The organism is Rhizobacter sp. P2_D12 (assembly GCF_056404395.1).
On the sequence record NZ_JBFUEB010000068.1, the window covers coordinates 16463 to 36869 of the forward strand.

The window sequence follows — 20407 nt, forward strand, 5'->3', positions numbered from 1 at the left end:
GCCCATACAGGCAAGTGGCAGCGCTCGCTGCCGTCGATCGGAGTGTCATGGGACGGACCTTCACATGAGCAGCTCGCAGAGCGATACGGCCGCCGCGTTCCTGGCCGAAGCCATCGCGGCGGGCGCGAGTTCCGACCAGGTCGCCGACCTGATCGCCGCCGCATGCAACGGCATCGGCGTCTCGTTGACACCCATCGTCGGGGTCCGCGGCGTGGCCGCGCTGTTCCGGCGCAGCCTGCACCTGGCGGGCCTGGACCCCGCCGGCGTGGCCGCCGCCGGCGTGCTGCCGCAGGCCCTCGACGTCGAGGCCTTGCGGACGGCACTCGCACAACGCAGCAGCGCCGATGCGGCGGCCGCCGGCCTGTTGCTGCTGAAGACCTTCCACGCCCTGTTGGCGAAGCTGATCGGTGCTTCGCTCACGGAGCGCCTGCTTCGCCCRGTGTGGGCCAACCTCTGGAGCGCGGATGCCGCGCGGGACGCCATGCAATGAGCACCAAAGTGACGATCAACCAGCTGGCCACCGGGGTGCCGGGGCTGGATGTCGTGCTCGGCGGCGGGCTGCCCGAGTTCTCGTTCAACCTGATCGCCGGCCAGCCCGGCTGCGGCAAGACCACGCTGGCGCACCAGATCATGTTCGCGCTGGCGACGCCCGAGCGTTCGGCCCTCTATTTCACCGTGCTGGGCGAGCCGCCGCTGAAGATGCTGCGCTACCAGCAGCAGTTCTCGTTCTTCGACAGCGAGAAGATCGACCTGTCGGTGCGCTTCATCAACCTCTCCGACGACGCCATCGCGGGCGACCTGGACCGCGTGCTCGCGCGCATCGTCGAGGCGGTGACGCAGCACGGCCCGGCGCTGGTCTTCGTCGATTCCTTCCGCTCCGTGGTGCTCGCCAGCGAAAGCGGCCACAACCCGCCGAACGGGCTGCATGGCTTCCTGCAGCAGCTCGGCATGCTGATGACGAGCTGGCAGGCCACCACCTTCCTGATCGGCGAGTACGACGCCGACACCRACACCAACCCGGTGTTCACGGTGTCGGACGGCCTGATCTGGTTGCGCCAGAGCGTGCAGCGCAACTCGGTGGTGCGCAAGATGGAGATCATGAAGATGCGCGGCCAGGCGACGCTGCCGGGGCTTCACACCTTCCGCATCGGCGCGCGCGGCCTCGAGGTGTTCCCGCCGGCACGTGCGGCGGGGCCCACCGGCACCGACCCGGCGGTGGCACTGCTCGCGCCGCGCCTGCCCATGGGCGTGCCGGGCCTGGACGTCATGCTCGGCGGGGGCCTGCCGCGCGGCTATTCGCTGCTCGTGGCCGGACCGTCGGGCTCGGGCAAGAGCATCCTGGCCGCGGCCTTCCTGGCCGAAGGCGTGCGTCGCGGCGAGACCGCGGTCATCGCTGCCTTCGAACAGGATCCGAACCGGGCACGCAGCCGCGTGGTCGCCGACCTGATCGCGAGCGGCCGCGTCGGCCTGGTCGAGAACCGCCTGGCCGACCTGTCGATCGACGAGGTGGTGTTCATGCTGCTGCGCGAGATCCGGCGCCTGGGCGCGGTTCGCGTCGTGATCGATTCGCTGTCGGGTTTCGAGCTGGCGCTGGCACCGACCTTCCGCGAGGATTTCCGGGAGTCGCTGTCGAACCTGGTGATGACGCTGGCCAGCGAAGGCGTGACGGTGCTGATGACCTCGGAGCTGGAGGACCGCTACACCGATCTGCGCTTCAGCCCCTATGGCACCGCCTTCATGACCGACGCGATCATCGTGCAGCGCTACATCGAGGTCGACAGCCGGCTGCTGCGCGTGCTGGCGGTCGTCAAGGTGCGGGCGAGCACCCATTCGAACGAACTGCGCGAGTTCAGGATCGACTCCGACGGCATCCACATCGGCCGGATGATCGTCGACCAGGAGGGCCTGCTGGGCGGGCGCCCGACGAGGAAGACCGGCGCCGGTCCGCAGGCCGCGCGCACTGCCGCCGCCGATGAGTGACCCTGCGACAGCCGCCGCCGCCCAGGAACTGGCCGGGCTGAACCGCCGCGTCGAGTCGATGCGGGCGGTGCTGGTGCGGCTGCTGCAGGACGTGGTCGAGGCGGAGCGCCGGCTCGATGGCAGCCAGGTCGCCCAGCTGCTGGAGGCCAACGAGCAGCTGGTCGTCACGGCCTTGAGCGCACAGACCGAGGCCGAGACCGCTGCCGGGGCGCTGGACGAAGCCGCCCGCGTCGGCGGCCTGGATGCGCTCACCGGCCTGCCCAACCGCGCGCTGCTGCTGGACCGGCTGGCGCAGGCCATCGCCCATGCGAAGCGCCACGGCCACCGGGTCGCGCTGCTGTTCCTCGACCTCAACAACTTCAAGCAGATCAACGACACCTTCGGCCACGCGGTGGGGGACCAGGCGATCCAGCTGGTCGCCGACTGCCTCGGGGGGCAGGTGCGCGAATCGGACACGGTGAGCCGCCATGGCGGCGACGAATTCCTGATCCTGCTGGCGCAGGTCTCGCAGCCGTCCGATGCCGCCCTCATTGCCGAGAAGGTGAATGCCGCGCTGGGCGCGTACAGCCGGATCGACAGCCACGTGATCCGGCTGTCGGCGAGCATCGGCATCAGCGTCTACCCCGAGGATGGCGAGGATGCCAAGACCTTGATCGACGGTGCCGACGCGGCCATGTACCTGGCGAAGCGGCACGAGCTGGGCGGCTACGTCTTCCATGCCGATCGGCCTGCGGTGGCGGATGTCCCGTCGTCGAAGCAGCGCCATGACGACCTGGCGATGGCCGAGCACGAGCGCCGCTACGCCCAGCTGCGCGAGGCCAACGAGCAGTTGATGGTGGCCGCGCTGGGGGCCCAGGAGCTGCAGGCCGCGGCCCAGGTGGCGCAACGGCAGCAGATCGAGTTGCTGTCCGTCGTCGCGCAGGAACTGGCCAACCCGTTCGCCCCGATCCGCATCGCCGCCGCCATGCTGGGCCGCCAGCGCGCCGACGAGGCCTTGCTGCCGCGCGCCCAGGCGATCGTGCAGCAACAGATGGAGCAGCTGTCGCGGCTGGTCAGCAGCCTCGTCGAGCCGGCGCAGGCCGGCAAAGGCAAGCTGACGCTCGACCGGCGCATGGTCGACGTCGGTGCCATCCTCGGCCAGGTGGTGCAGGCGGCCCGGCCCGACCTGAACCGGCGGCTGCAGACCCTCGAGCTGCGGCTCGGCGACCCGCCCCTCGAGGTGGACGCCGACCCGGCCCTGCTCGCGCTGGCGTTCACCAACCTCATCAGCAACGCCGCCGATTACTCGCACGACGGCGGGCGCATCAGCATCTCGGCCGGCATCTCGCGCCGGATGCTCATGCTGACGGTGGCTGACAGCGGGATCGGCATCGAATCCGCGGCCATCGCGACCATCTTCGAGCCCTTCATCCGCGACCCGCACGCGGGTGCCGCCAACGAGGCCGGCCTGGGCATCGGCCTCACCGTCGTGCGCGCGATCGTCGAAGCGCATGGCGGCAGCGTGTCGGCCACCAGCCCCGGTGTCGGCCTGGGCAGCCAGTTCGTGGTGTCGCTGCCGCTGACGCGCCCCGCCTGAAAGAACCAGGGTTTTCCGCGTCGGATGGGATATCCGACGGCGCGGAGCGTCGCTTTCTTCCCCCTCGGTGCATCCCTGCGTCGGCACGTATTTTTTAACTTACTGTGCGTTACCGCATAGACGCAGAACTATCGGCGTGAACGTGCGATCCTAAGTGGGCTGGCGCACAGACGGACGAGTCTGGTGCTACGAGCCCCACATTCGGCCCTCCTGCGCGGAACGGCGAACCCTGGGGCACCCATGCCTCACGGCACCACCCCACTGGGGAGCCTCCTTGATGAACACCTGCCTCGCGACCCGAGCGCTTCGGGCGCTCGCGCTCGCTCTTTTTTCAATCGCCCTTTCAGCCACCGCCAGCGTGGCCCTGGCCGCGGCCTACACCGCCAAAGCCGGGAAGATCCTCGACGAGACCGGGCAGGAGGTGCAGCTGCGCGGCATCAGCCACTTCGGCTTCAACGCGACCATCCTGCAGCCGCAGTTCCTGTGGGCCATGGGCTGGAAGCAGCAGATCGCGCAGATGAAGAGCCTGGGCTTCAACGCGATCCGCGTGCCCTTCGTGCCCGACACGCTCTACAACACCACGCCGGTCAACCAGCTCAGCTACATCGACGCCAACCTCAACCCGGAGCTGATCGGCAAGACGCCGCTGCAGGCGCTGGACCTGTGGATGGCCGAGGCCGATCGCCAGGGCATGTACGTGATGCTCGACTTCCACAGCGTGTCGATGGTGCGCCAATACCCGACCTGGTTCGTGTCGAACCCGGTCGACTTCGGGCTGCTGTACAACAAGCAGGCCTACACGAAGGAGAACTGGACGCGCGACCTGGCCTTCGTGGCCAAGCGCTATGCGAACCTGCCGCACTTCTTCGCGATCGACCTCTACAACGAACCGAACGGCATCGTGCGCTGGAGCACCGGCGACGCCAATGCCGCCAACCCGGTCAACTTCTGGAAGGCCGCGGCCGAAGCCGGCTCGGCCGCCGTGCTGGCCGCCAACCCGAAGCTGATGATTTTCGTGCAGGGCATCAACGGCAACTTCGACGGCAAGGAGAACAGCAACCTGCCGATGAACTGGGGCGAGGATTTCCAGCCCCAGGCGTACCAGCCGCTGAACATCCCGGCCGACAAGCTGGTGCTGTCGCCGCACACCTACGGCCCGGACGTGTACGTCAAGTCGTCGTTCGGCGCGGCCAACTTCCCGAGCAACCTGGCGGCCCAGTGGGAGACCCTGTTCGGGCAGTTCTCGCCGAAGCACCCGGTGGTGGTCGGCGAGTGGGGTGGCCGCTACGGCTCGGGCACCGGCGGACAGGCCGATGCCACCTGGCAGAACGCGTTCGTCGACTACCTCATCAGCAAGGGCATCCGCAGCAGCTTCTACTGGTCGTACACGCCGAACAGCGGCGACACCGGCGGCATCCTCGATGACCAGCTGGTGCCGCGCCAGGACAAGCTGACCCTGCTGCGCAAGCACTGGGGCGCCGCGCCGGTCACGACGCCGCCCACCTCCACGCCGGTGCCGCCGGTGCCGCCGGTGGTCGTGGTCCCGCCCGTCAGCGGCTACCAGCAGCAGGCGATCTCGAACTTCACGCCGGCGACCGGTGCGCCCGGCACGGTGGTGACGGTCAACGGCAGCGGCTTCACCGGGTCGACCCAGGCCTCGATCGGCAGCGGCGCGAAGACCGCGCTCAGCGTCGTCAGCGACACCCAGGTGAAGCTGACGATCCCGGCCGGCGCGTCGTCGGGGCAGGTGACCGTCTTCAACCCTGCGCATTCGGCCACCTCGGCCACGTCGCTGACGGTGTCCGGCGCGACGGCACCGGTGCCGTCGCCCAGCATCTCGAGCTTCGCGCCGGGCGCCGGACCGGTGGGCACGGTGGTGACGATCAACGGCAGCGGCTTCACCGGCATCAACGCGGCGTGGATCGGCAATGCGAAGAATGCCGTCGTGCGCGTCGTCAGCGACAAGCAGGTGCTGGTGACGGTGCCGGCCGGTGCGACCACGGGTGCCATCGGCCTGTTGAATGCGGCGCATGCCGCCTTCACGGCGAGTTCGTTCACCGTGTCGGGCAGCGCGGTGGCGCTCCCGCAGCCGGGAATCTCGAACTTCTCGCCGGCCGCCGGCCCGATCGGCACCGTGGTGACGGTCCATGGCAGCGGGTTCACCGGCATCAACCTCGCGTGGGTGGGCAATGCGCACAACGCGCCGGTGCGCGTGCTGAGCGACACGCAACTGCAGCTGACGATCCCGGCCGGCGCGACCACCGGCTCCATCGGCCTGTTCAACCCGGCCCATGCGGCCTTCGCCGCCTCGTGGTTCACCGTCAGGTGAGCTGCGTGCGAGAGCGCACAGACGCGGTTTCGCGGCGGGCGCTACCTTGGCGGCGGCTGGAGCGGCTGCACCGCAGCGGCGGCCGCCGGGGGCGACAGGATGGGATGGACGGCAATGTGCGTGCGGGTTGTCCTCGCCTCGGCGCTGGCCGGCTGTGGCGCGGACGATGCCGTGTCGTCGTCGTCCGGCTGGCCGCAGTGGAACGCCTTCACCACGCGTTTCGTGCAGTCCGACGGACGCGTGATCGATCTCACCTTCGATCGCAAGAGCACCTCCGAAGGCCAGTCCTACGGCCTGTTCTTCGCGCTGGTCGCCAATGACCGCGCGCGCTTCGACACGCTGCTGAAGTGGACCGGCGACAACCTCGCCGCCGGCCGGCTGGGTGACCAGCTCCCGGCCTGGCTGTGGGGGCAGCGCGCCGACGGCAGCTGGGGCGTGAAGGACGGCAACCCGGCGTCCGATGCCGACCTGTGGCTCGCCTACACCCTGCTCGAGGCCGCGCGCCTGTGGAAGGCCCCGGGCTATGCCGAGACCGCCCGCAAGCTGCTGGCCCGCATCCGCGAGCGCGAGGTGGTGCAGGCCGGCGCGGCCGGCACGCTGCTGCTGCCCGGCCCGGTGGGTTTCGCGCTCGACAAGGGGCGCTTTCGCATCAACCCCAGTTACCTGCCGGGCTTCCTGTTGCGCTACCTGGCGCTCAACGATGCGCCGGGCCCGTGGCAGTCGATCTGGGACGGCTACCTGCGCATGGCGCCGCAGATCTTCAGCGCCGGCATCGCGCCCGACAACCTGGTGGTCGACTCGACCGGGGCGGTGCTGCCCGACACCGAGGCCGCGCCGTCCGCCAGCTACGACGGCATCCGCGTGTACCTGTGGGCCGGCATGTCGGGGCCGGGCAGCGCGGCGCTGGTCCAGCGGCTCGCGCCGTATGCCGCGCTGACACGCGCGGCCGGCGTGCCGCCCGAGAAGGTCGACCCGCTCACCGGCGTGGCCGTGAAGTCCGACTATTCGCCGATCGGCTTCTCGGGCGCGTTGCTGCCGTTCCTGAGCGCGCTGGGCGACCAGCCCACGCTGGCGCGGCAGCGCGATCGCGTGCTGGCGGCTGCGCCGGCGAACTACTACGACCAGGCTTTGATCCTGTTCGGCCAGGGCTGGCTCGACGGCCGCTATCGCTTCGACGAGCAGGGCCGGCTGCAGCCGGCGTGGGCGCGCTGATCAGCCCTGCATCTCGACCCCCGCCAGCGGCACCGGCTCCGGCGGTGCGGCAGGCGCGGGCGGCGGCACCAACCGCAGCACCGCAGCCGGCTGGCGCAGCACGATCTCGGCGCGGCGCAGCACGGCAAACACGCGCGGGCCGCGCACCAGGTAGCGCCCGGCCATGCGCCTGGGGTCCTGCATCAGGCGGAACGACCATTCGATGCCGGCGCGCCGCATCCAGGCCGGCGCGCGCTGTTCGTCGCCGGTCAGGAAGTTGATCGAGGCCCCGATGCACAGCGCCAGGCCGCGCGCCCGGCCGCGTGCCTTCAGCAAATGCGCCAGCGTCTCCTGCTGCGGCGCGCCGACCGCCAGCAGGCAGTAGCGGAACGGGCTGTGCGCCTCGATGAAGCGCAGGCAGTCTTCCACCGCCTCGGGGTCGCGGATGAAGCCCATCGGCGGGTTGAAGTGCGCCAGCTGCGTCAGCCCGTGCAGCGCCGCCAGCCGCTGCGCCTGCGCGTCGCTGCCGCCGATCAGCACCAGGTGGTCGTCGCCGGCGATCACGTCGCGGAACAGCGCCGTGACGAGGTCGCTGCCGGGGCACACCGGCAACTGCAGGCCGCGCGTGACGCGCAGCAGGTTCGCGAGGAAGCGGCTGTCCAGCAGCACGAAGTCGGCCGCGGCGTACAGGTCGCGGAAGGGCGCGCTCTCGTCGAGGCGGATCACGTGGTCGGCATTCGGCGTCACCGCGTAGCCGTAGTCCTGGCTGCCGAAGCGCGATGCGACGTCGGTGAAGCTGGCCAGGTCGTGGGCGTCGAAGCTGAGCACGCGCCGGGCGCCGGCCGGCCCGCCGAAGCCGCGGCAGCCGACCACCACCTGGCGCGCCCCCGCGTCGACCGTGGCCGCCACCAGCAGCCCGAGCGTCGCGATCCAGCGCGGCACCGGGCTGTCATCGTCGTCGGCGCTGTCGCCGGCCAGCAGCGCCACCGAGACCTGGTCGCCGATCAGGGCCACGGCGTGCCGCTGCGGCGGTGGATCCAGCTGCTGCGGGCACAGCCCGATCGGCACCGCCAGCGCCTTCAGCCGCTGCAGCAGCCGGGCCAGGCGCGGCTGCGAATCCGGCGGCAGCGCGAGCAGGATGCAGTCGATCCGGCGCCGCTGCCCGAGCGCGATCAGCTGGGCCAGCGCCGCGTCGTCGAACACCCCCAGCAGCTCGACGGCATGCGGCCCGCTCGCGGTCAGCGCCTGCACCACGCGCTGTGCGCAGTCGCCGTCGCCGACCACGGCCACGTGCTCGGCGAACGCACCGCGGCGCTGCAGGCGTTGCAGCAACCGGGCCACCCCCACGCGGGCGAGGGCGGTGCTGGCCAGGCTGCTGCCGAACCAGGCGACCAGCAGGTCGGCCGGAAACGCGGCGAGCGTCCGGCTGGCCGCCGCCAGGCCGAGCAGCACCGCGGCGAGCACCGCGAAGCGCAGCGCGTGGGCACCGAGCAACTGCTGCAGGCGGCCCTGCAGCGCCATCGCCCCCAGCCGCCCGTCGTACAGGATGAAGGTCGCCGCCACCGCGGCGACCGCCGTGGCCCCGGCGGACGGCGTGCCGGCCTTCAGCGCCGCGGCAACCACCGCGGAGCCCACCACGCACAGCGGGTCGAGCAGCAGCATCGCATGGCCCTGCAGCACCGGGTGGAAGGGGACGCGGCGCATGGCGTCAGTAGGCGTCGGTGCCGCTCACGACCACGGCCCAGGTCAGCACGAGGATCTTCAGGTCCAGCATCAGGGACCAGTTCTCGATGTAGTGCAGGTCCAGTTCGATGCGGCGCCGCAGCTGCGCCTCGGTGTCCGTCGCCCCGCGGGCACCGTTCACCTGGGCCCAGCCGGTGATGCCCGGTTTGACGCGGTGGCGGTGCGTATAGGTCTCGGTGATCTCGCCGCCGAGCCGGCTTTCGGTGCGCATGTCGGTCGCGTGCGGACGCGGGCCGACCAGCGACATGTGGCCCTGCAGCACGTTGAAGAGCTGCGGCAGCTCGTCCAGGCTCGAGGCGCGCAGGAAGCGGCCGACGCGCGTCACCCGGCCGTCGTGCCGCGCCGTCTGCTGCAGCGCCTGGTCCTGCACGGGCGGATCCCAGCGCATGGTGCGGAACTTGTAGATGTCGAACTCGCGGTTGTTGAACGCGTGCCGGCGCTGCGTGAAGATGACCGGCCCGGGGCCGCTCAGCTTGACGGCCAGGCCGATCAGCGCCAGCAACGGCAGCAGCAGCAGCGTCAGCAGGCTGCCGAGCAGCAGGTCTTCGCCCGCCTTGACGACGGCATCCCAGCGCTTGATGGGGCGGTCGCACACCAGCAGCATCGGCACGGTGTCGGCCACGTAGTCGATGTCGCGGTGCGAAGGCGTCGACCCGAGGTGCGGCGGGCACACGCCGATCGACGCCGACAGGCCCTTCAGGCTCGCCAGCGTCGCCGCCGCGGGCGGGTTCGCCAGCACGATCCAGTCGATCCGGCGCTGCTGTGCCAGCGCGACCAGCGGCTCCAGGTCGGCGTCGTCGAACACCCCCAGCAGGTCCACCTGCTCGGTGCGCGAATCGCGCAGCGACGCCGCCAGGCGATCGGCCAGCGGGCCGGCGCCGACGATGGCCACGGCCTCGGTCAGCACGCCCCGGCCCTGCAGGCCATGCAGGTGCAGCGCGGCCAGCACGCGGGTGAGCGAGGTCGACGCGAGCGCGAGGACGGCGAAGCTCACGCCCCAGCGCGACGGCAGGGAGCCCAGCGTGTCGCTGAGTGCGCCCAGCCCCAGCAGCATCGCGACCAGCAGCGTGAAGCGGATCACGTGCGAGCGCACCAGCGCCCGCACGGCCCAGCGGCGCGCGACCAGGCCGAAGCGCTTGTCATACAGGATGAAGGGGGCCAGCACGGCCGCGAGGCCCGCGGCCGGCGCGGCATCGCCGCGCAGCCCGGGCGGGAGTGCGAATGCGCTGACCGACGCGGCCAGCACCAGGCACAGGAAGTCGCCCAGCGGCAGCAGGTCGCTGACGAGCGCAGCCAGGCTGCGGCGCGTGGGCCGGGGAGCCGGCTGCACCTCCCATCGCGCCAAGGCCTGCTCAAAGGAGTTCATGCCGATGACGTTATGGGGGTGTCCCGGCAGCGTCTGTGCGATGCCGAACTGTGTGCGCTGACGAACAGACCCGTCGCGGGGGCAGGCTCAGTCTCGCGGCGTATGCAAGATGACGCCCAGCATCCATCGCCGCGCATCCTGCTTTGCGCCACGCTGCGCTGGCCGATCGCGGCACGGCTGGCGATGGCCTTTGCCGGGCTGGGCTGCCGCGTCGATGCGACCTGCCCGCGCGGGCACCCGGTCACGCACGCCTTGACCGCGCATCGGATCCATCCGTATTCGGTGCTGCGGCCGCTGGCCTCGCTGCACGCCGCCATCGAAGCGGCCGCGCCCGACCTGGTGATCCCGTGCGACGACAGCGCGGCGGTGCACCTGGGCGAACTGCATCGCGGCGCGCAGGGCAGTGCGGCGCTGAAGGCGCTGCTGCGTGCCTCGCTGGGCGACCCCGGCGCCTGCGCACTGGCCACCGCACGCGGACGCTTCATGAGCCTGGCCGCGGCCGAGGGCCTGCGCGTGCCGCACACCGAGGCGATCGCGGACACCGGCGCGCTGCTGGCCGCGCTGTCGCGCCGAGCGTTGCCGGCGGTCGTCAAGATCGACTCGACCTGGGGCGGCCTGGGCGTGGCCATCGTGCACAGCCGCGAGGAGGCGCTGCGCGCGTTCGAGCGCATGGCGTCGCGACCGTCGCTGCCCGCCGCGGTCGTGCGCATGCTGCTGGACCGCGATGCATCGCCGCTGCTGGTCGCGCTGAAGGCGGCGCAGCGCAGCGTCACCCTGCAGGACTTCATTCCCGGCACGCCGGCGAACCGGGCGGTGGCCTGCTGGCACGGCCGCGTGCTGGCCGGCACCAGCGTCGCGGCGCTGCGCACGCAGGACCGCACCGGCCCGGCCACCGTCGTGCGGGTCATCGACCATGCGGAGATGGCCGATGCCGCCAGCCGCCTCGTCGGCCGGCTCGGCCTGAGCGGCCTGTGGGGCCTGGACTTCGTGCTGGAGGCGTCCACCGGCGCGGCCCACCTGATCGAGATGAACCCGCGCGCCACGCCGATCTGCCACCTGGCGCTCGGCGCGGGCCGCGACCTGCCGGCCGCGCTGGTGGCGCACTGGCGCGGGGACGCACCGGCCGCACCGGCCGGTGCCATCGGGCACGACGTCATCGCGATGTTCCCCGGCGAATGGCAGCGCGACCCGGCCAGCCGCCACCTGCGCGACGACTACCACGACATCCCGTGGGACGAGCCGGGCCTGGTGCGCGATTGCATGGACCGGCCATGGCGCGAGCGCGGCCTGCTCGCGCGCCTGTGGGCCGGCCTGCGGCCCGTCTCGTACGGCGTGCCGGTGCCGGACCCGGCCGCCGACGCACCGGGGCCGCCGGTGTGTACGGCAGCGAACAGACGCTTCGACGAGGCGCGCACTACAACCGACGCGTCGCCGCTCCCGCGCCGAAAGAGATCCAGCCCATGACCGATCTTCCGTTGGCTCCGCAAGACAGATCCTGGTCGGTCGTGACGCCGCTCGTCCCGCTCGAGCTGGTGCATCCCGGCCTGTCGATGGCGCAGGTCGGCGCGATCCTCGGCGCCTACAAGTGGCTGGCGCTGCTGGTGGCGCTGGCGGTGGCGTCGCTGACCGTGCTGGCACTGGCCGTGTGGCCGCGCACCTACATGGCCACCGCCTCGCTGATGGTGAACTACGAGGTCAACGACCCGCTGGCCGGCAAGGACCTGCCGATCGGCCAGGTGGGCAGCTTCATCTCGACCCAGGTCGAGCTGATGCAGACGCCGGACGTCCTGCTGGCGGTCGTCGACCGCCTCGCGCTCACCGGCAACCCCGAGTACCAGCGCGGCTACCGCGGCGAAAGCGGCACGCTGCGCGAATGGGCGGCGGCACTGGTGGGCAAGTCGCTGTCGATCTACCAGAGCCAGCGCGGCAGCCAGTTGATCTACGTGACCTATGCGGCACGCGACCCGGACGAGGCGGCTCGGGTCGCGAACGCGGTGGCCGACATCTACAAGGAACAGGACGTGCTGCGCGGTGCCGCGGCGCCGGGCGAGCGCGCCGCGCGCTACGCGCAGCAGCTGGCCGACCTGAAGGCCAAGGTCGACCAGGCGCAGCGCCAGGTGACGGTCTTCCACCAGCGCAATGGCCTGATCGACGAAGGCAGCGACGGCAAGGTCGATGCGCTGATGCTCGCGACGCTGGACGAGCGCCTGCTGGCCGCGCAGAGCGCGCGCAGCGTCGCGCAGGTGCGTGCCGGGCAGGACCCGTCCAGCAGCGACCAGGTGCTCGCGTCGCCCGAGGCCCAGCGGCTGAACGCGCAGCTCGGCGCGCAGGAGCTGCGGCTGGCGCAACTGAACCGCCTCTACATGCCGCTGCATCCCGACGTGCGCGATGCACAGCTGCAGATCGAGCTGACGCGGCGTGCGCTGGCCGCGACGCTGTCGAACCATGCCCGCAACCTGGCGGCCGGGTTGACGGTCGCGACGCGGGTCGAGCAGGGCCTGCAGCAGGCGATGGGCAGCCAGCGCGCCCGGGTGTTGAACAAGAGCCAGCTGCAGGACGAATCGGCCAAGTACCTGCTGGAGCTGGCGTCGGCGCAGGCGGTCTACAAGCGCGCGCTCGAAGGCTACGACCAGATCATGTTCGCCACCGTCAGCCGCGGCACCAACGTCAGCCTGGTCAGCCGCGCGCTGCCGCCGGTGGCTGCCACCACGCCGCGCGTGCGCCTGGTGCTCGCGCTCGGCGCCATCCTGGCGCTGATCGCCGCGCTGGGCCTCCCGCTGGTCTTCGAGCTGTTCAACCGGCGCGTGCGCTGCCGCGACGACGTCGAACGCCTGCACGGCGTGCCGGTGCTGACGGAGTTCGGCCGCCTGCCGATGAGGGTCACCGCATGATGAACGTCGCCACCGGCAACCTGACGCCGTTTCCGGCCCTGCATCCCGACCTGGACCTGAGGGCGGCGCGCGCCCGCGCGGAGGTGCGTCCGATCGAGCGCCGCGCCGAGCCCGACGACCGGTTGATCATGGCGCACGACCCGCTGGACCCGCGCTGCGAGACGATGCGCGCGCTGCGCACCGAGCTGCTGCTGCGGCGCGGCACCGCCGAGGGCGCGAGCATCGTCGCCTTGCTCAGCCCCTGTCCCGGCGAAGGCCGCTCGCTGATGGCGGCCGAACTGGCGATCGCGTTCGCGCAGACCGGCCAGCCGACGCTGCTGGTCGACGCCGACCTGCGGCGTCCGCAGCAGCACCAGCTGTTCGGTGCGCCCAACCGCCAGGGCCTGGCCCAGGCCATCGCGCACGGCGAACCGGCGCAGCTGCAGGTGGTGCACGGCCTGCCGCACCTGCTGCTGCTGACGGCCGGCGTGGTGCCCGGCGATCCGCTGGAGCTGCTGTCGAGCCGGCGCTTCGCGGCGCTGCTCGAAGGCTGGCGCGCGGATTTCGAGTTCGTTGTCCTCGACACCGCGCCGGTCGGGCGCTATTCCGACGGGCTGGCCGTCGCCAGCCTGGTGGGCCGCGTGCTGGCCCTGAGCCGCGCGCGGCACACGCCGGCCCGGGACCTGCAGGACATGCTGCGCCGCCTGGCGGCCACGCGCTCGCAGATCCTCGGTGCCGTGATCAGCCACTTCTGACCGGCGCACCGAAACGGGGTCCCGCCGTGACGACGACCCTGTCCCACCGCGCCGTCGCACCGGCCGCCGCCGCGTGGCGGCGCGACGACCGCTGGGGCGCGTTGCTGGCGGTGATGATGGCGGCGCTGATCGTGCTGATGATCGTGCCCGAGGGGCTGGACTACGAGAGCCTGGTCCATGCCGCGGCGCCCGACGCGGCCGGGTGGGCCAGCCGCGGCCTGTGGCTGGCCTCGCTCGGCACCGGCCTGCTGGTCCTCGCGTGGCGCACCCGGCTCGCATGGCTGCTGCTGCGCAGCGCCAATGCGTGGCTGTTCCTTTTCGTCGCGCTGGCGCTCGCGAGCCTGGCCTGGTCGATAGATCCGGCGCTGAGCGCGCGTCGCCTGCTGCGGCTGGTGACCATCGTCGTGGCCTGCACCGGCTTCGTGCTGATGGCCTGGCATGCGCGGCGCTTCCAGAACGTCGTGCGGCCGGTGCTGACGGGCGTGCTGCTCGGCTCGCTGCTGTTCGGGCTGGCCTGGCCGGCGCTCGCGATCCACCAGCAGGCCTCGGCCGAGCTCGCCGGCGCGTGGCGCGGGCTGGCGAACCACAAGAACAGCCTGGGCGCGCTGGCCAGCCTGGGCCTGATCTTCTGGTGCCATGCGGCGCTCGCGCGCGAGGTGCCGCTGCGCTCGGCGCTGGCCGGCGGCGCGGTGGCCGCGGCCTGCCTGCTGCTGTCGCGCAGCTCGACCTCGCTCGCGGCCACGGGCATCGTGCTGGTGTTCCTGGCGGTCGCGATGCGGGCACCGCGCGGGCTGCGGCCGTTCGTGCCGCACCTCGTCGTCGCGATGGCGGCGCTGCTGCTGCTGGACGCACTGGCGACGCTCGGGCTGCTGCCGGGGCTCGCGGCCTTCACCGAGACGGTCTCGTCGATCACCGGCAAGGACGCGACGCTCACCGGGCGCACGGCGATCTGGTCCATCCTGGGCGACCACATGCGCCTGCATCCGTTCCTCGGCACCGGCTACGCGGCGTACTGGACGGCCGTGCCCACCGCCGGCACCGATGCCTACGAGTTCGTCCGCCGCCTCGGCTCGTTCTTCCCCGGCTCGGCGCACAACGGCTATTTCGATGTCGCCAACGACCTCGGCTGGGCGGGCCTGGCCTGCCTGTTCGCCTATGCGATCCGGCAGGTGCGGCAATCGCTGCAGCTGCTGGCCTGCGAACGCCCGCAGGGGTTGCTGTACCTGGCGGTGTTCTTCCAGCAGGCGATCACGAACCTGTCCGAGACGCACTGGTTCAGCGTGCAAAGCGTCGATTTCGTGGTCATGACGCTCACCACCACCGCGCTCGCGCGCAGCCTGCTGGAGCAGCGGCTGCGGGCGGCGTTCGGTGAGCCATGACACAAGACACCATCCCGTCGCTCGACGGCCTGCGCGCGGTCGCCGTGGCGCTGGTGTTCCTGGCGCACAGCGGGCTCGACCACGTCGTGCCCGGCGGGCTGGGCGTGACCCTCTTCTTCGTGCTCAGCGGCTACCTGATCACGACCTTGCTGCGCGCCGAGCAGGTCCGCGACGGCCGCATCGCGCTGGGCCGCTTCTACCTGCGGCGGCTGCTGCGCCTGATGCCGCCGCTGCTGCTGGTCGCGGCCGGTGCGGCGGTGCTGTCGTCGCTGGCGCTGATCGACGGCGGCTTCAGCCTCGGCGGGCTGCTCGCGGCCCTGCTGTACGCCGGCAACTACCACGCGATCGTGCACGACTTCCAGGGTTTTCCGGCCGGCATCGGCGTGGTGTGGTCGCTGGCGATCGAGGAGCACTACTACCTGCTGTACCCGCCGCTCGCCGCCGTGCTGCTGCGCACCGGCTCCCTGCGCCGCCTGGCGATCCTGCTCGCGCTGCTGTGCGCGGTGGTGCTCGCGTGGCGCACCGCGCTCGTGCTGCACGGGGCCTCGGCCGACTACGTGACGATGGCCACCGACACGCGGGTCGACGCGATCCTGGTGGGCTGCATCGCGGCGCTGTGGCGCAACCCGTGGCTGGATGCATCTGCGCGGCCGATGCGGCGGCGCGACTGGGCGATCGTGGCGCTGTGCCTGGCCGCGCTGCTGGGCTCGCTCGCGTACCGCGACGAGGGCTTCCGCCTGGGCCTTCGCTTCACCGTGCAGAGCCTGGCCATCGCGGGCCTGCTGCGCGTGGCGGTGGCGCAGCCGGATCGCCTGCCGTTTCGCTGGCTGAATGCCCGCCCGCTGGTGTACCTCGGGTCGATCTCGTACACCGTGTACCTGTCCCACCACGTGATCCTGCTCGGCCTGGCCAGGCAGTGGCCGCAGTGGGGCTGGTTCGGCCTGACGCTGGCGGGCGCCGTGCTGACGCTGCTGGTGGCCGAGCCGGTGCGCCGCTGGGTGGAACTGCCCTGTGCCGCGTGGCGGCGGCGCCTGCACCGGCGCGCGGCCGATGCTGCGCCGGCGCCCGGCCGGCTGGCCCTGCCATGAGCCTGACCTACGTGGCCACTGCGCACGACGTGACGCCGGAGGACGCGCTGGGGGCGATCCTCGCGCACAACGGCCCGATCCTGCTCGACCTGGACGAGACGCTGTACCTGCGCAACTCGACCGAGGATTTCATCGACGCGGCCCGCCCGCGGCTGGCTGCCTTGCTGCTGATGCGCCTGCTGGACCTGGTCCAGCCGTGGCGCTGGACCGGCGGCGAACCGACGCGCGACGTCTGGCGCGTGCGGCTGGTGATGGCCTGCTTCCCCTGGACAGTACGGCGCTGGAAGGCGCAGGTCGCGAGGCTGGCGCAGGCCCATGCCAACGTGCGCCTGCGCGACGCGCTCGACGCACCCGGCACCACGACCATCATCACCACCGCCGGCTTCCAGCCCATCGTGGAGCCGCTGGTCGCCGCGCTCGGGCTGCCGCAGGTGCGCATCGTCGCCGCGCGCCTGTCGTGCTTTGCCGACCGGCGCGGCGGCAAGCTGCAGATGGCCGTCGGCGCGCTCGGCGGCGACACGGTGGCACGCGCGCTGGTGCTGACCGATTCGGCGCAGGACCTGAGCCTGCTCGACGCCTGTGCCCGCCCGCTGCGCGCGGTGTGGCCGGAGGCGCGCTTCCGGCACGCGCTCAGCGGCGTCTACCTGCCGGGCCAGTACCTGAGCCAGGTCAAGCGGCCGGGCGAGCGCTACATCGTGCGCGGCGTGCTGCAGGAGGACTTCGCGTTCTGGGTGCTGAGCTCGCTCGCGCTGTCCGGCCAGCCGGTCACGCATGTGCTCGGCCTGCTGTTCCTGCTGGTCTCGTTCTGGGCGATCTACGAGCGCGGCTACGTCGACAACGACCTGGTTGCCGCCCGTTTCGAAACCGACCCGAAGCTGAGCCCGGCTTTCCAGGACCACGGCGTGGCCACGCCGCGCTGGCAGCCGTGGCTGTGGGCGCTGGCCTGCGGCGGCGCCGGCACGGCGCTCGTGCGCTGGCCGGACGTGCCGTCGCCGGTCGACCTGGTGGCCTGGGTGGCGGTGCTGATGGCGACACACGCCTGGTTCACCGGATACAACCGCTTCGACAAGTCGACCCGCGTGTGGCTGTTCGCCGGGCTGCAGTTCGCGCGCAGCGCGGCCTTCGTCGCGCTGGTGCCGATCGTGCCCATCGGCGCCGCCGCGCTCGGCGCGCACGTGCTGGCCAAGTGGGTGCCGTATCACGTCTACCGCGTGGGCGGCAAGGAGTGGCCGCAGGCGCCGTTCCACCTGATCCGCCTGATGTTCTTCGGGGTGCTGGCCGCGCTGCTGGCCTTCGCGTCCGGCTGGGCGACGATCTTCAACGCCACCGGGCTCGCGCTGCTGGTGTGGAACCTGTACCGCGCGCAGCAGGAGCTGGCGGTGGCGCTGGTGGGGGCGCGGCGGCTCGACCGCAACCGTTTCACGGAGCCGCCATGAGCATCAGCGTGTGCATCGCGACCTACCGCCGCCCGCAGCGGCTGGCGGCGTTGCTCGACGACCTGGTGGCCCAGCAGTGGCTGCCGGACGAGGTGGTGGTGGTCGACAACGACGCCGCCGAATCGGCGCGCAGCGTCGTCGAGCGCCGGCGCCAGGCCGGCACGCCGTTCCCCATCGTCTACGACGTCCAGCCCGAGCAGAACATCTCGCTCACGCGCAACCGCAGCGTGGCGCGGGCCCGCTGCGACTGGCTCGCCTTCGTCGACGACGACGAGCGGGCGCCGGCCGCGTGGCTGCGGCGGCTGGTGCGCATCGCCCGGAACAGCGCCGCAGACGCGGTGCTCGGCCCGGTGGTGCCGGTGCTGCCGGCCGATGCGCCGGCCTGGATCCGGCGCGGCGGCTTCCATGAGTGGGCGCGGCTGAAGACCGGCAGCGTGGTGCCGCCGAACCGGCTGCGCTTCGGCAACGTGCTGCTGCGCACCGCGCTGCTGCGCGAGATGGCGCAGCCCTTCGACCCCGGCTATGGACGCACCGGCGGCGAGGACGGCGACCTGCTGGCGCGCCTGGTGCAGCGCGGCGCCCGCATCGTGTGGTGCGACGAGGCGGTGGTGAACGAGCCGGTCGAGCCGGCGCGGCTGTCGCTGCGCTGGCTGCTGCTGCGTGCGCTGCGCGGCGGGCAGGACCATGCGCGGCACCGGCTGGCCGGCCGCTATGGCGCGCTGACGCGTGCCGGCAGCACGGCGTTCTTCCTGCGCGCGCTGCTGCAGACGGTGGTCGCGTTCGGCCTGGCGCTGGTGGCATGGCCCGGCGGCCGGCATTGGGCGGCCTACTGGCTGCTGAAGGCCTCGGCCAACCTCGGCAAGCTGTCCGTCTTCGTCGGCTGGCACTACCGCGAATACGACGGAAGACCCGCATGAGCCTGGCCCTGCAGATCCTGCTGCTGCTGCTCGGCCTGCCGGCGCTGGCGTGCTCGGGCTACCTGCTGCTGCTCACGCTGTTGTCGCAGGTGCCGCCACCGGTGCTGCGTTCGTCGCGCCGGCTCAGTTTCGACGTGATCGTGCCGGCCCACGACGAGGCGGCGCAGATCGAGGCCTGCATCGCGAGCCTGCAGCGCCTGGATTGGCCCGCGGAGCTGTTCCGCGTGGTGGTGGTGGCGGACAACTGCGGCGACGCGACCGCTGCGCTGGCGCGCGCTGCCGGTGCCGTCGTGCTGGAACGGTGCGACCTCACGCGGCGCGGCAAGGGGCATGCGCTCGCGCACGGCTTTGCCGCCAGCCGTGCGAACGGCCAGGCGTATGCCGTCGTCGTGGTCGATGCCGACTCCGAGGTCTCGGCCAACCTGCTGGAGGCCTTCGCGGCCCGCATCGAGGCCGGCGCCAAGGCCGTCCAGGCGTGTCACGGCGTGCTGAACGCGAAGGCCGCATGGCGCACGCGCCTGATGGCGATCGCGATGGGCTGCTTCCACCGTGTGCGCTCGCGCGGCCGCGAACGCCTGGGGCTGTCGTGCGGGCTGCGCGGCAACGGGTGGTGCGTGACGCACCGGCTGCTGCGGCAGGTGCCGTACGGCGCCTACGGCCTGGCCGAGGACATCGAGTACGGGATCGCCCTCGGGCTGGCCGGCCATCGCGTCCACCACGCCGACGAGGCGCGCGCCGACGGGCTGATGGTGGCGGGCCGGGAGGCCGCCGGCAGCCAGCGCCTGCGCTGGGAAGACGGGCGCCGGCAGTTGCTGCACTCGCGCGTGCTGCCGCTGCTGCGCGCGGCGGGTCGACCGGGCGGCGCGGTCTGCCTGGACCTCGCGCTGGACCTGCTGGTGCCGCCCTTGTCGCTCGTCGCGCTCAACGTCGTTGCGCTGCTGGCGGCCGCCGGCCTCGCGATGCTGTGGAGTCCTGCGGGCGAGGCCTGGCTGGCGATCGGCCTGGCGTGCGCGGCGAGCCTCGTGCTGTACGTGCTGAGGGGTTGGCAGCTCAGCGGGGTCGGCCTGCGCGGCCTGGTCGACCTGCTGCATGCGCCGTCATTCGTGCTGTGGAAGCTGTTGCTGATGCTGCGTGCGCACGACTCGGCGGAGTGGGTTCGCACGAAGCGGGAGCAGCGGTGACCGAGCCGCGGCGCCGGCACCTGGCGGTTGCGCGGCTGCTGAGCAGCGCGGTCGTCAGCCAGGCCGTGCTGTCGGCCGCGAGCTTCGCGACCGGGCTGCTGCTGATCCGGCATGCGGCCGCGGTCGAGTACGGGTATTTCATCCTCGCGTCGAACGCGATCGCGCTGCTGGCCTCGCTGCAGAACGCCTTCTTCGGGCCGGTGCTGGCCAGTCGCCTGAACCGGCTCGAACGCGCCGGGCGGGAACAGCTGGTCGCGGCACTGCATTCCGGCCAGCAGCGCCTGCTGCGGGCCATCGCGGTGCTGCTGTGGCCTGCCGCCTGCGCGCTGTGGTGGGCCGGCGTGCTGGACGCGCGGACCGGGCCCCTGGCCCTCGCGGCCACGCTGGCGGTGCTGGCGACGCTGCACCGCGATTTCTTCCGGATGGTGCTGCTGGCCCACCGCCGCGCAAGCGACGTGCTGGGCGTCGACCTCGTGTACGCCGCGCTGCTGGTGCTGGGCGTGCTGGCCGCGGCTCGCTCGCAGGTGCCGGCCGTGGCGGCGCTGGCTGCGCTTGGCGTGGCGGGGCTGGCCGGCGCGCTGCTGCTGGCGCGGGCG

The 20407-nt window shown here is 72.1% G+C and carries 16 protein-coding genes; 14 read left to right on the plus strand and 2 right to left on the minus strand.

Annotation, left to right across the window (positions count from 1 at the left end; all coding sequences use genetic code 11):
* Positions 1-64 precede the first annotated feature (64 nt).
* From AC1DYN_RS21270 to bcsZ, 5 genes are all read left to right on the plus strand, one after another.
* The gene (locus AC1DYN_RS21270; protein WP_477963102.1) at positions 65-490 is read left to right on the plus strand and encodes a hypothetical protein; all 426 of its coding nucleotides are present in this window, start codon (positions 65-67) and stop codon (positions 488-490) included.
* Positions 487-1980 (plus strand): ATPase domain-containing protein, encoded by a 1494-nt coding sequence (locus AC1DYN_RS21275; RefSeq protein ID WP_477963103.1) that lies wholly within the window; start codon positions 487-489, stop codon positions 1978-1980. The genes AC1DYN_RS21270 and AC1DYN_RS21275 overlap by 4 nt, the downstream gene beginning before the upstream one ends.
* Positions 1973-3556: a sensor histidine kinase gene (locus AC1DYN_RS21280; protein ID WP_477963104.1), complete on the plus strand. Its 1584-nt coding sequence runs from the start codon at positions 1973-1975 to the stop codon at positions 3554-3556. Before AC1DYN_RS21275 ends, AC1DYN_RS21280 begins: the two co-directional genes overlap by 8 nt.
* A gap of 277 nt (positions 3557-3833) precedes the next feature.
* Positions 3834-5885: a cellulase family glycosylhydrolase gene (locus tag AC1DYN_RS21285; protein WP_477963105.1), complete on the plus strand. Its 2052-nt coding sequence runs from the start codon at positions 3834-3836 to the stop codon at positions 5883-5885.
* A gap of 120 nt (positions 5886-6005) precedes the next feature.
* A complete protein-coding gene (bcsZ, locus tag AC1DYN_RS21290) occupies positions 6006-7097 on the plus strand; it encodes a cellulose synthase complex periplasmic endoglucanase BcsZ (protein WP_477963106.1) in 1092 nt (363 codons plus the stop codon).
* Here bcsZ and AC1DYN_RS21295 read toward each other — a convergent pair whose 3' ends face one another.
* Positions 7098-8780 (minus strand): WecB/TagA/CpsF family glycosyltransferase, encoded by a 1683-nt coding sequence (locus AC1DYN_RS21295; RefSeq protein ID WP_477963107.1) that lies wholly within the window; start codon positions 8778-8780, stop codon positions 7098-7100. It lies immediately after the preceding gene.
* Between the two features lie 4 nt (positions 8781-8784).
* Positions 8785-10185 (minus strand): exopolysaccharide biosynthesis polyprenyl glycosylphosphotransferase, encoded by a 1401-nt coding sequence (locus AC1DYN_RS21300; RefSeq protein WP_477963108.1) that lies wholly within the window; start codon positions 10183-10185, stop codon positions 8785-8787.
* Between the two features lie 102 nt (positions 10186-10287).
* On the opposite strand from AC1DYN_RS21300, the gene AC1DYN_RS21305 reads away from it, so the two are divergent.
* The 9 genes from AC1DYN_RS21305 to AC1DYN_RS21345 form a co-directional block, all read left to right on the plus strand.
* Entirely contained in the window at positions 10288-11649 is a 1362-nt protein-coding gene (locus AC1DYN_RS21305; protein WP_477963109.1) for an ATP-grasp domain-containing protein, read from the plus strand.
* A gap of 41 nt (positions 11650-11690) precedes the next feature.
* A complete protein-coding gene (locus AC1DYN_RS21310; RefSeq protein ID WP_477963110.1) occupies positions 11691-13076 on the plus strand; it encodes a hypothetical protein in 1386 nt (461 codons plus the stop codon).
* Positions 13073-13810 (plus strand): CpsD/CapB family tyrosine-protein kinase, encoded by a 738-nt coding sequence (locus AC1DYN_RS21315; protein ID WP_477963111.1) that lies wholly within the window; start codon positions 13073-13075, stop codon positions 13808-13810. Before AC1DYN_RS21310 ends, AC1DYN_RS21315 begins: the two co-directional genes overlap by 4 nt.
* Positions 13811-13836: 26 nt before the next feature.
* Entirely contained in the window at positions 13837-15189 is a 1353-nt protein-coding gene (locus AC1DYN_RS21320) for an O-antigen ligase family protein (RefSeq protein WP_477963112.1), read from the plus strand.
* A complete protein-coding gene (locus tag AC1DYN_RS21325) occupies positions 15186-16277 on the plus strand; it encodes an acyltransferase family protein (protein ID WP_477963113.1) in 1092 nt (363 codons plus the stop codon). Before AC1DYN_RS21320 ends, AC1DYN_RS21325 begins: the two co-directional genes overlap by 4 nt.
* Positions 16274-17713 carry a haloacid dehalogenase-like hydrolase gene (locus tag AC1DYN_RS21330; RefSeq protein WP_477963114.1) on the plus strand — a complete coding sequence of 480 codons (1440 nt, stop codon included), beginning with the start codon at positions 16274-16276 and terminating at the stop codon, positions 17711-17713. Before AC1DYN_RS21325 ends, AC1DYN_RS21330 begins: the two co-directional genes overlap by 4 nt.
* Positions 17710-18630, plus strand: coding sequence for a glycosyltransferase family 2 protein (locus tag AC1DYN_RS21335; protein ID WP_477963115.1), 921 nt, complete (start codon positions 17710-17712; stop codon positions 18628-18630). Before AC1DYN_RS21330 ends, AC1DYN_RS21335 begins: the two co-directional genes overlap by 4 nt.
* Positions 18627-19811: a glycosyltransferase family 2 protein gene (locus AC1DYN_RS21340; protein ID WP_477963116.1), complete on the plus strand. Its 1185-nt coding sequence runs from the start codon at positions 18627-18629 to the stop codon at positions 19809-19811. The genes AC1DYN_RS21335 and AC1DYN_RS21340 overlap by 4 nt, the downstream gene beginning before the upstream one ends.
* Positions 19808-20407, plus strand: a 600-nt coding sequence (locus AC1DYN_RS21345; protein WP_477963117.1) for a hypothetical protein, incomplete at its 3' end; no start/stop codon positions are given. The genes AC1DYN_RS21340 and AC1DYN_RS21345, both read left to right, overlap by 4 nt.

Bases quoted from the DNA above. Each gene is read 5' to 3' on its own strand.
- AC1DYN_RS21280 (WP_477963104.1), top strand. From the start codon at position 1,973: ATGAGTGACCCTGCGACAGCCGCCGCCGCCCAGGAACTGGCCGGGCTG.
- AC1DYN_RS21285 (WP_477963105.1), top strand. From the start codon at position 3,834: ATGAACACCTGCCTCGCGACCCGAGCGCTTCGGGCGCTCGCGCTCGCT.
- AC1DYN_RS21295 (WP_477963107.1), bottom strand. From the start codon at position 8,780: ATGCGCCGCGTCCCCTTCCACCCGGTGCTGCAGGGCCATGCGATGCTG.
- AC1DYN_RS21300 (WP_477963108.1), bottom strand. From the start codon at position 10,185: ATGAACTCCTTTGAGCAGGCCTTGGCGCGATGGGAGGTGCAGCCGGCT.
- AC1DYN_RS21305 (WP_477963109.1), top strand. From the start codon at position 10,288: ATGCAAGATGACGCCCAGCATCCATCGCCGCGCATCCTGCTTTGCGCC.
- AC1DYN_RS21315 (WP_477963111.1), top strand. From the start codon at position 13,073: ATGATGAACGTCGCCACCGGCAACCTGACGCCGTTTCCGGCCCTGCAT.
- AC1DYN_RS21325 (WP_477963113.1), top strand. From the start codon at position 15,186: ATGACACAAGACACCATCCCGTCGCTCGACGGCCTGCGCGCGGTCGCC.
- AC1DYN_RS21330 (WP_477963114.1), top strand. From the start codon at position 16,274: ATGAGCCTGACCTACGTGGCCACTGCGCACGACGTGACGCCGGAGGAC.
- AC1DYN_RS21335 (WP_477963115.1), top strand. From the start codon at position 17,710: ATGAGCATCAGCGTGTGCATCGCGACCTACCGCCGCCCGCAGCGGCTG.
- AC1DYN_RS21340 (WP_477963116.1), top strand. From the start codon at position 18,627: ATGAGCCTGGCCCTGCAGATCCTGCTGCTGCTGCTCGGCCTGCCGGCG.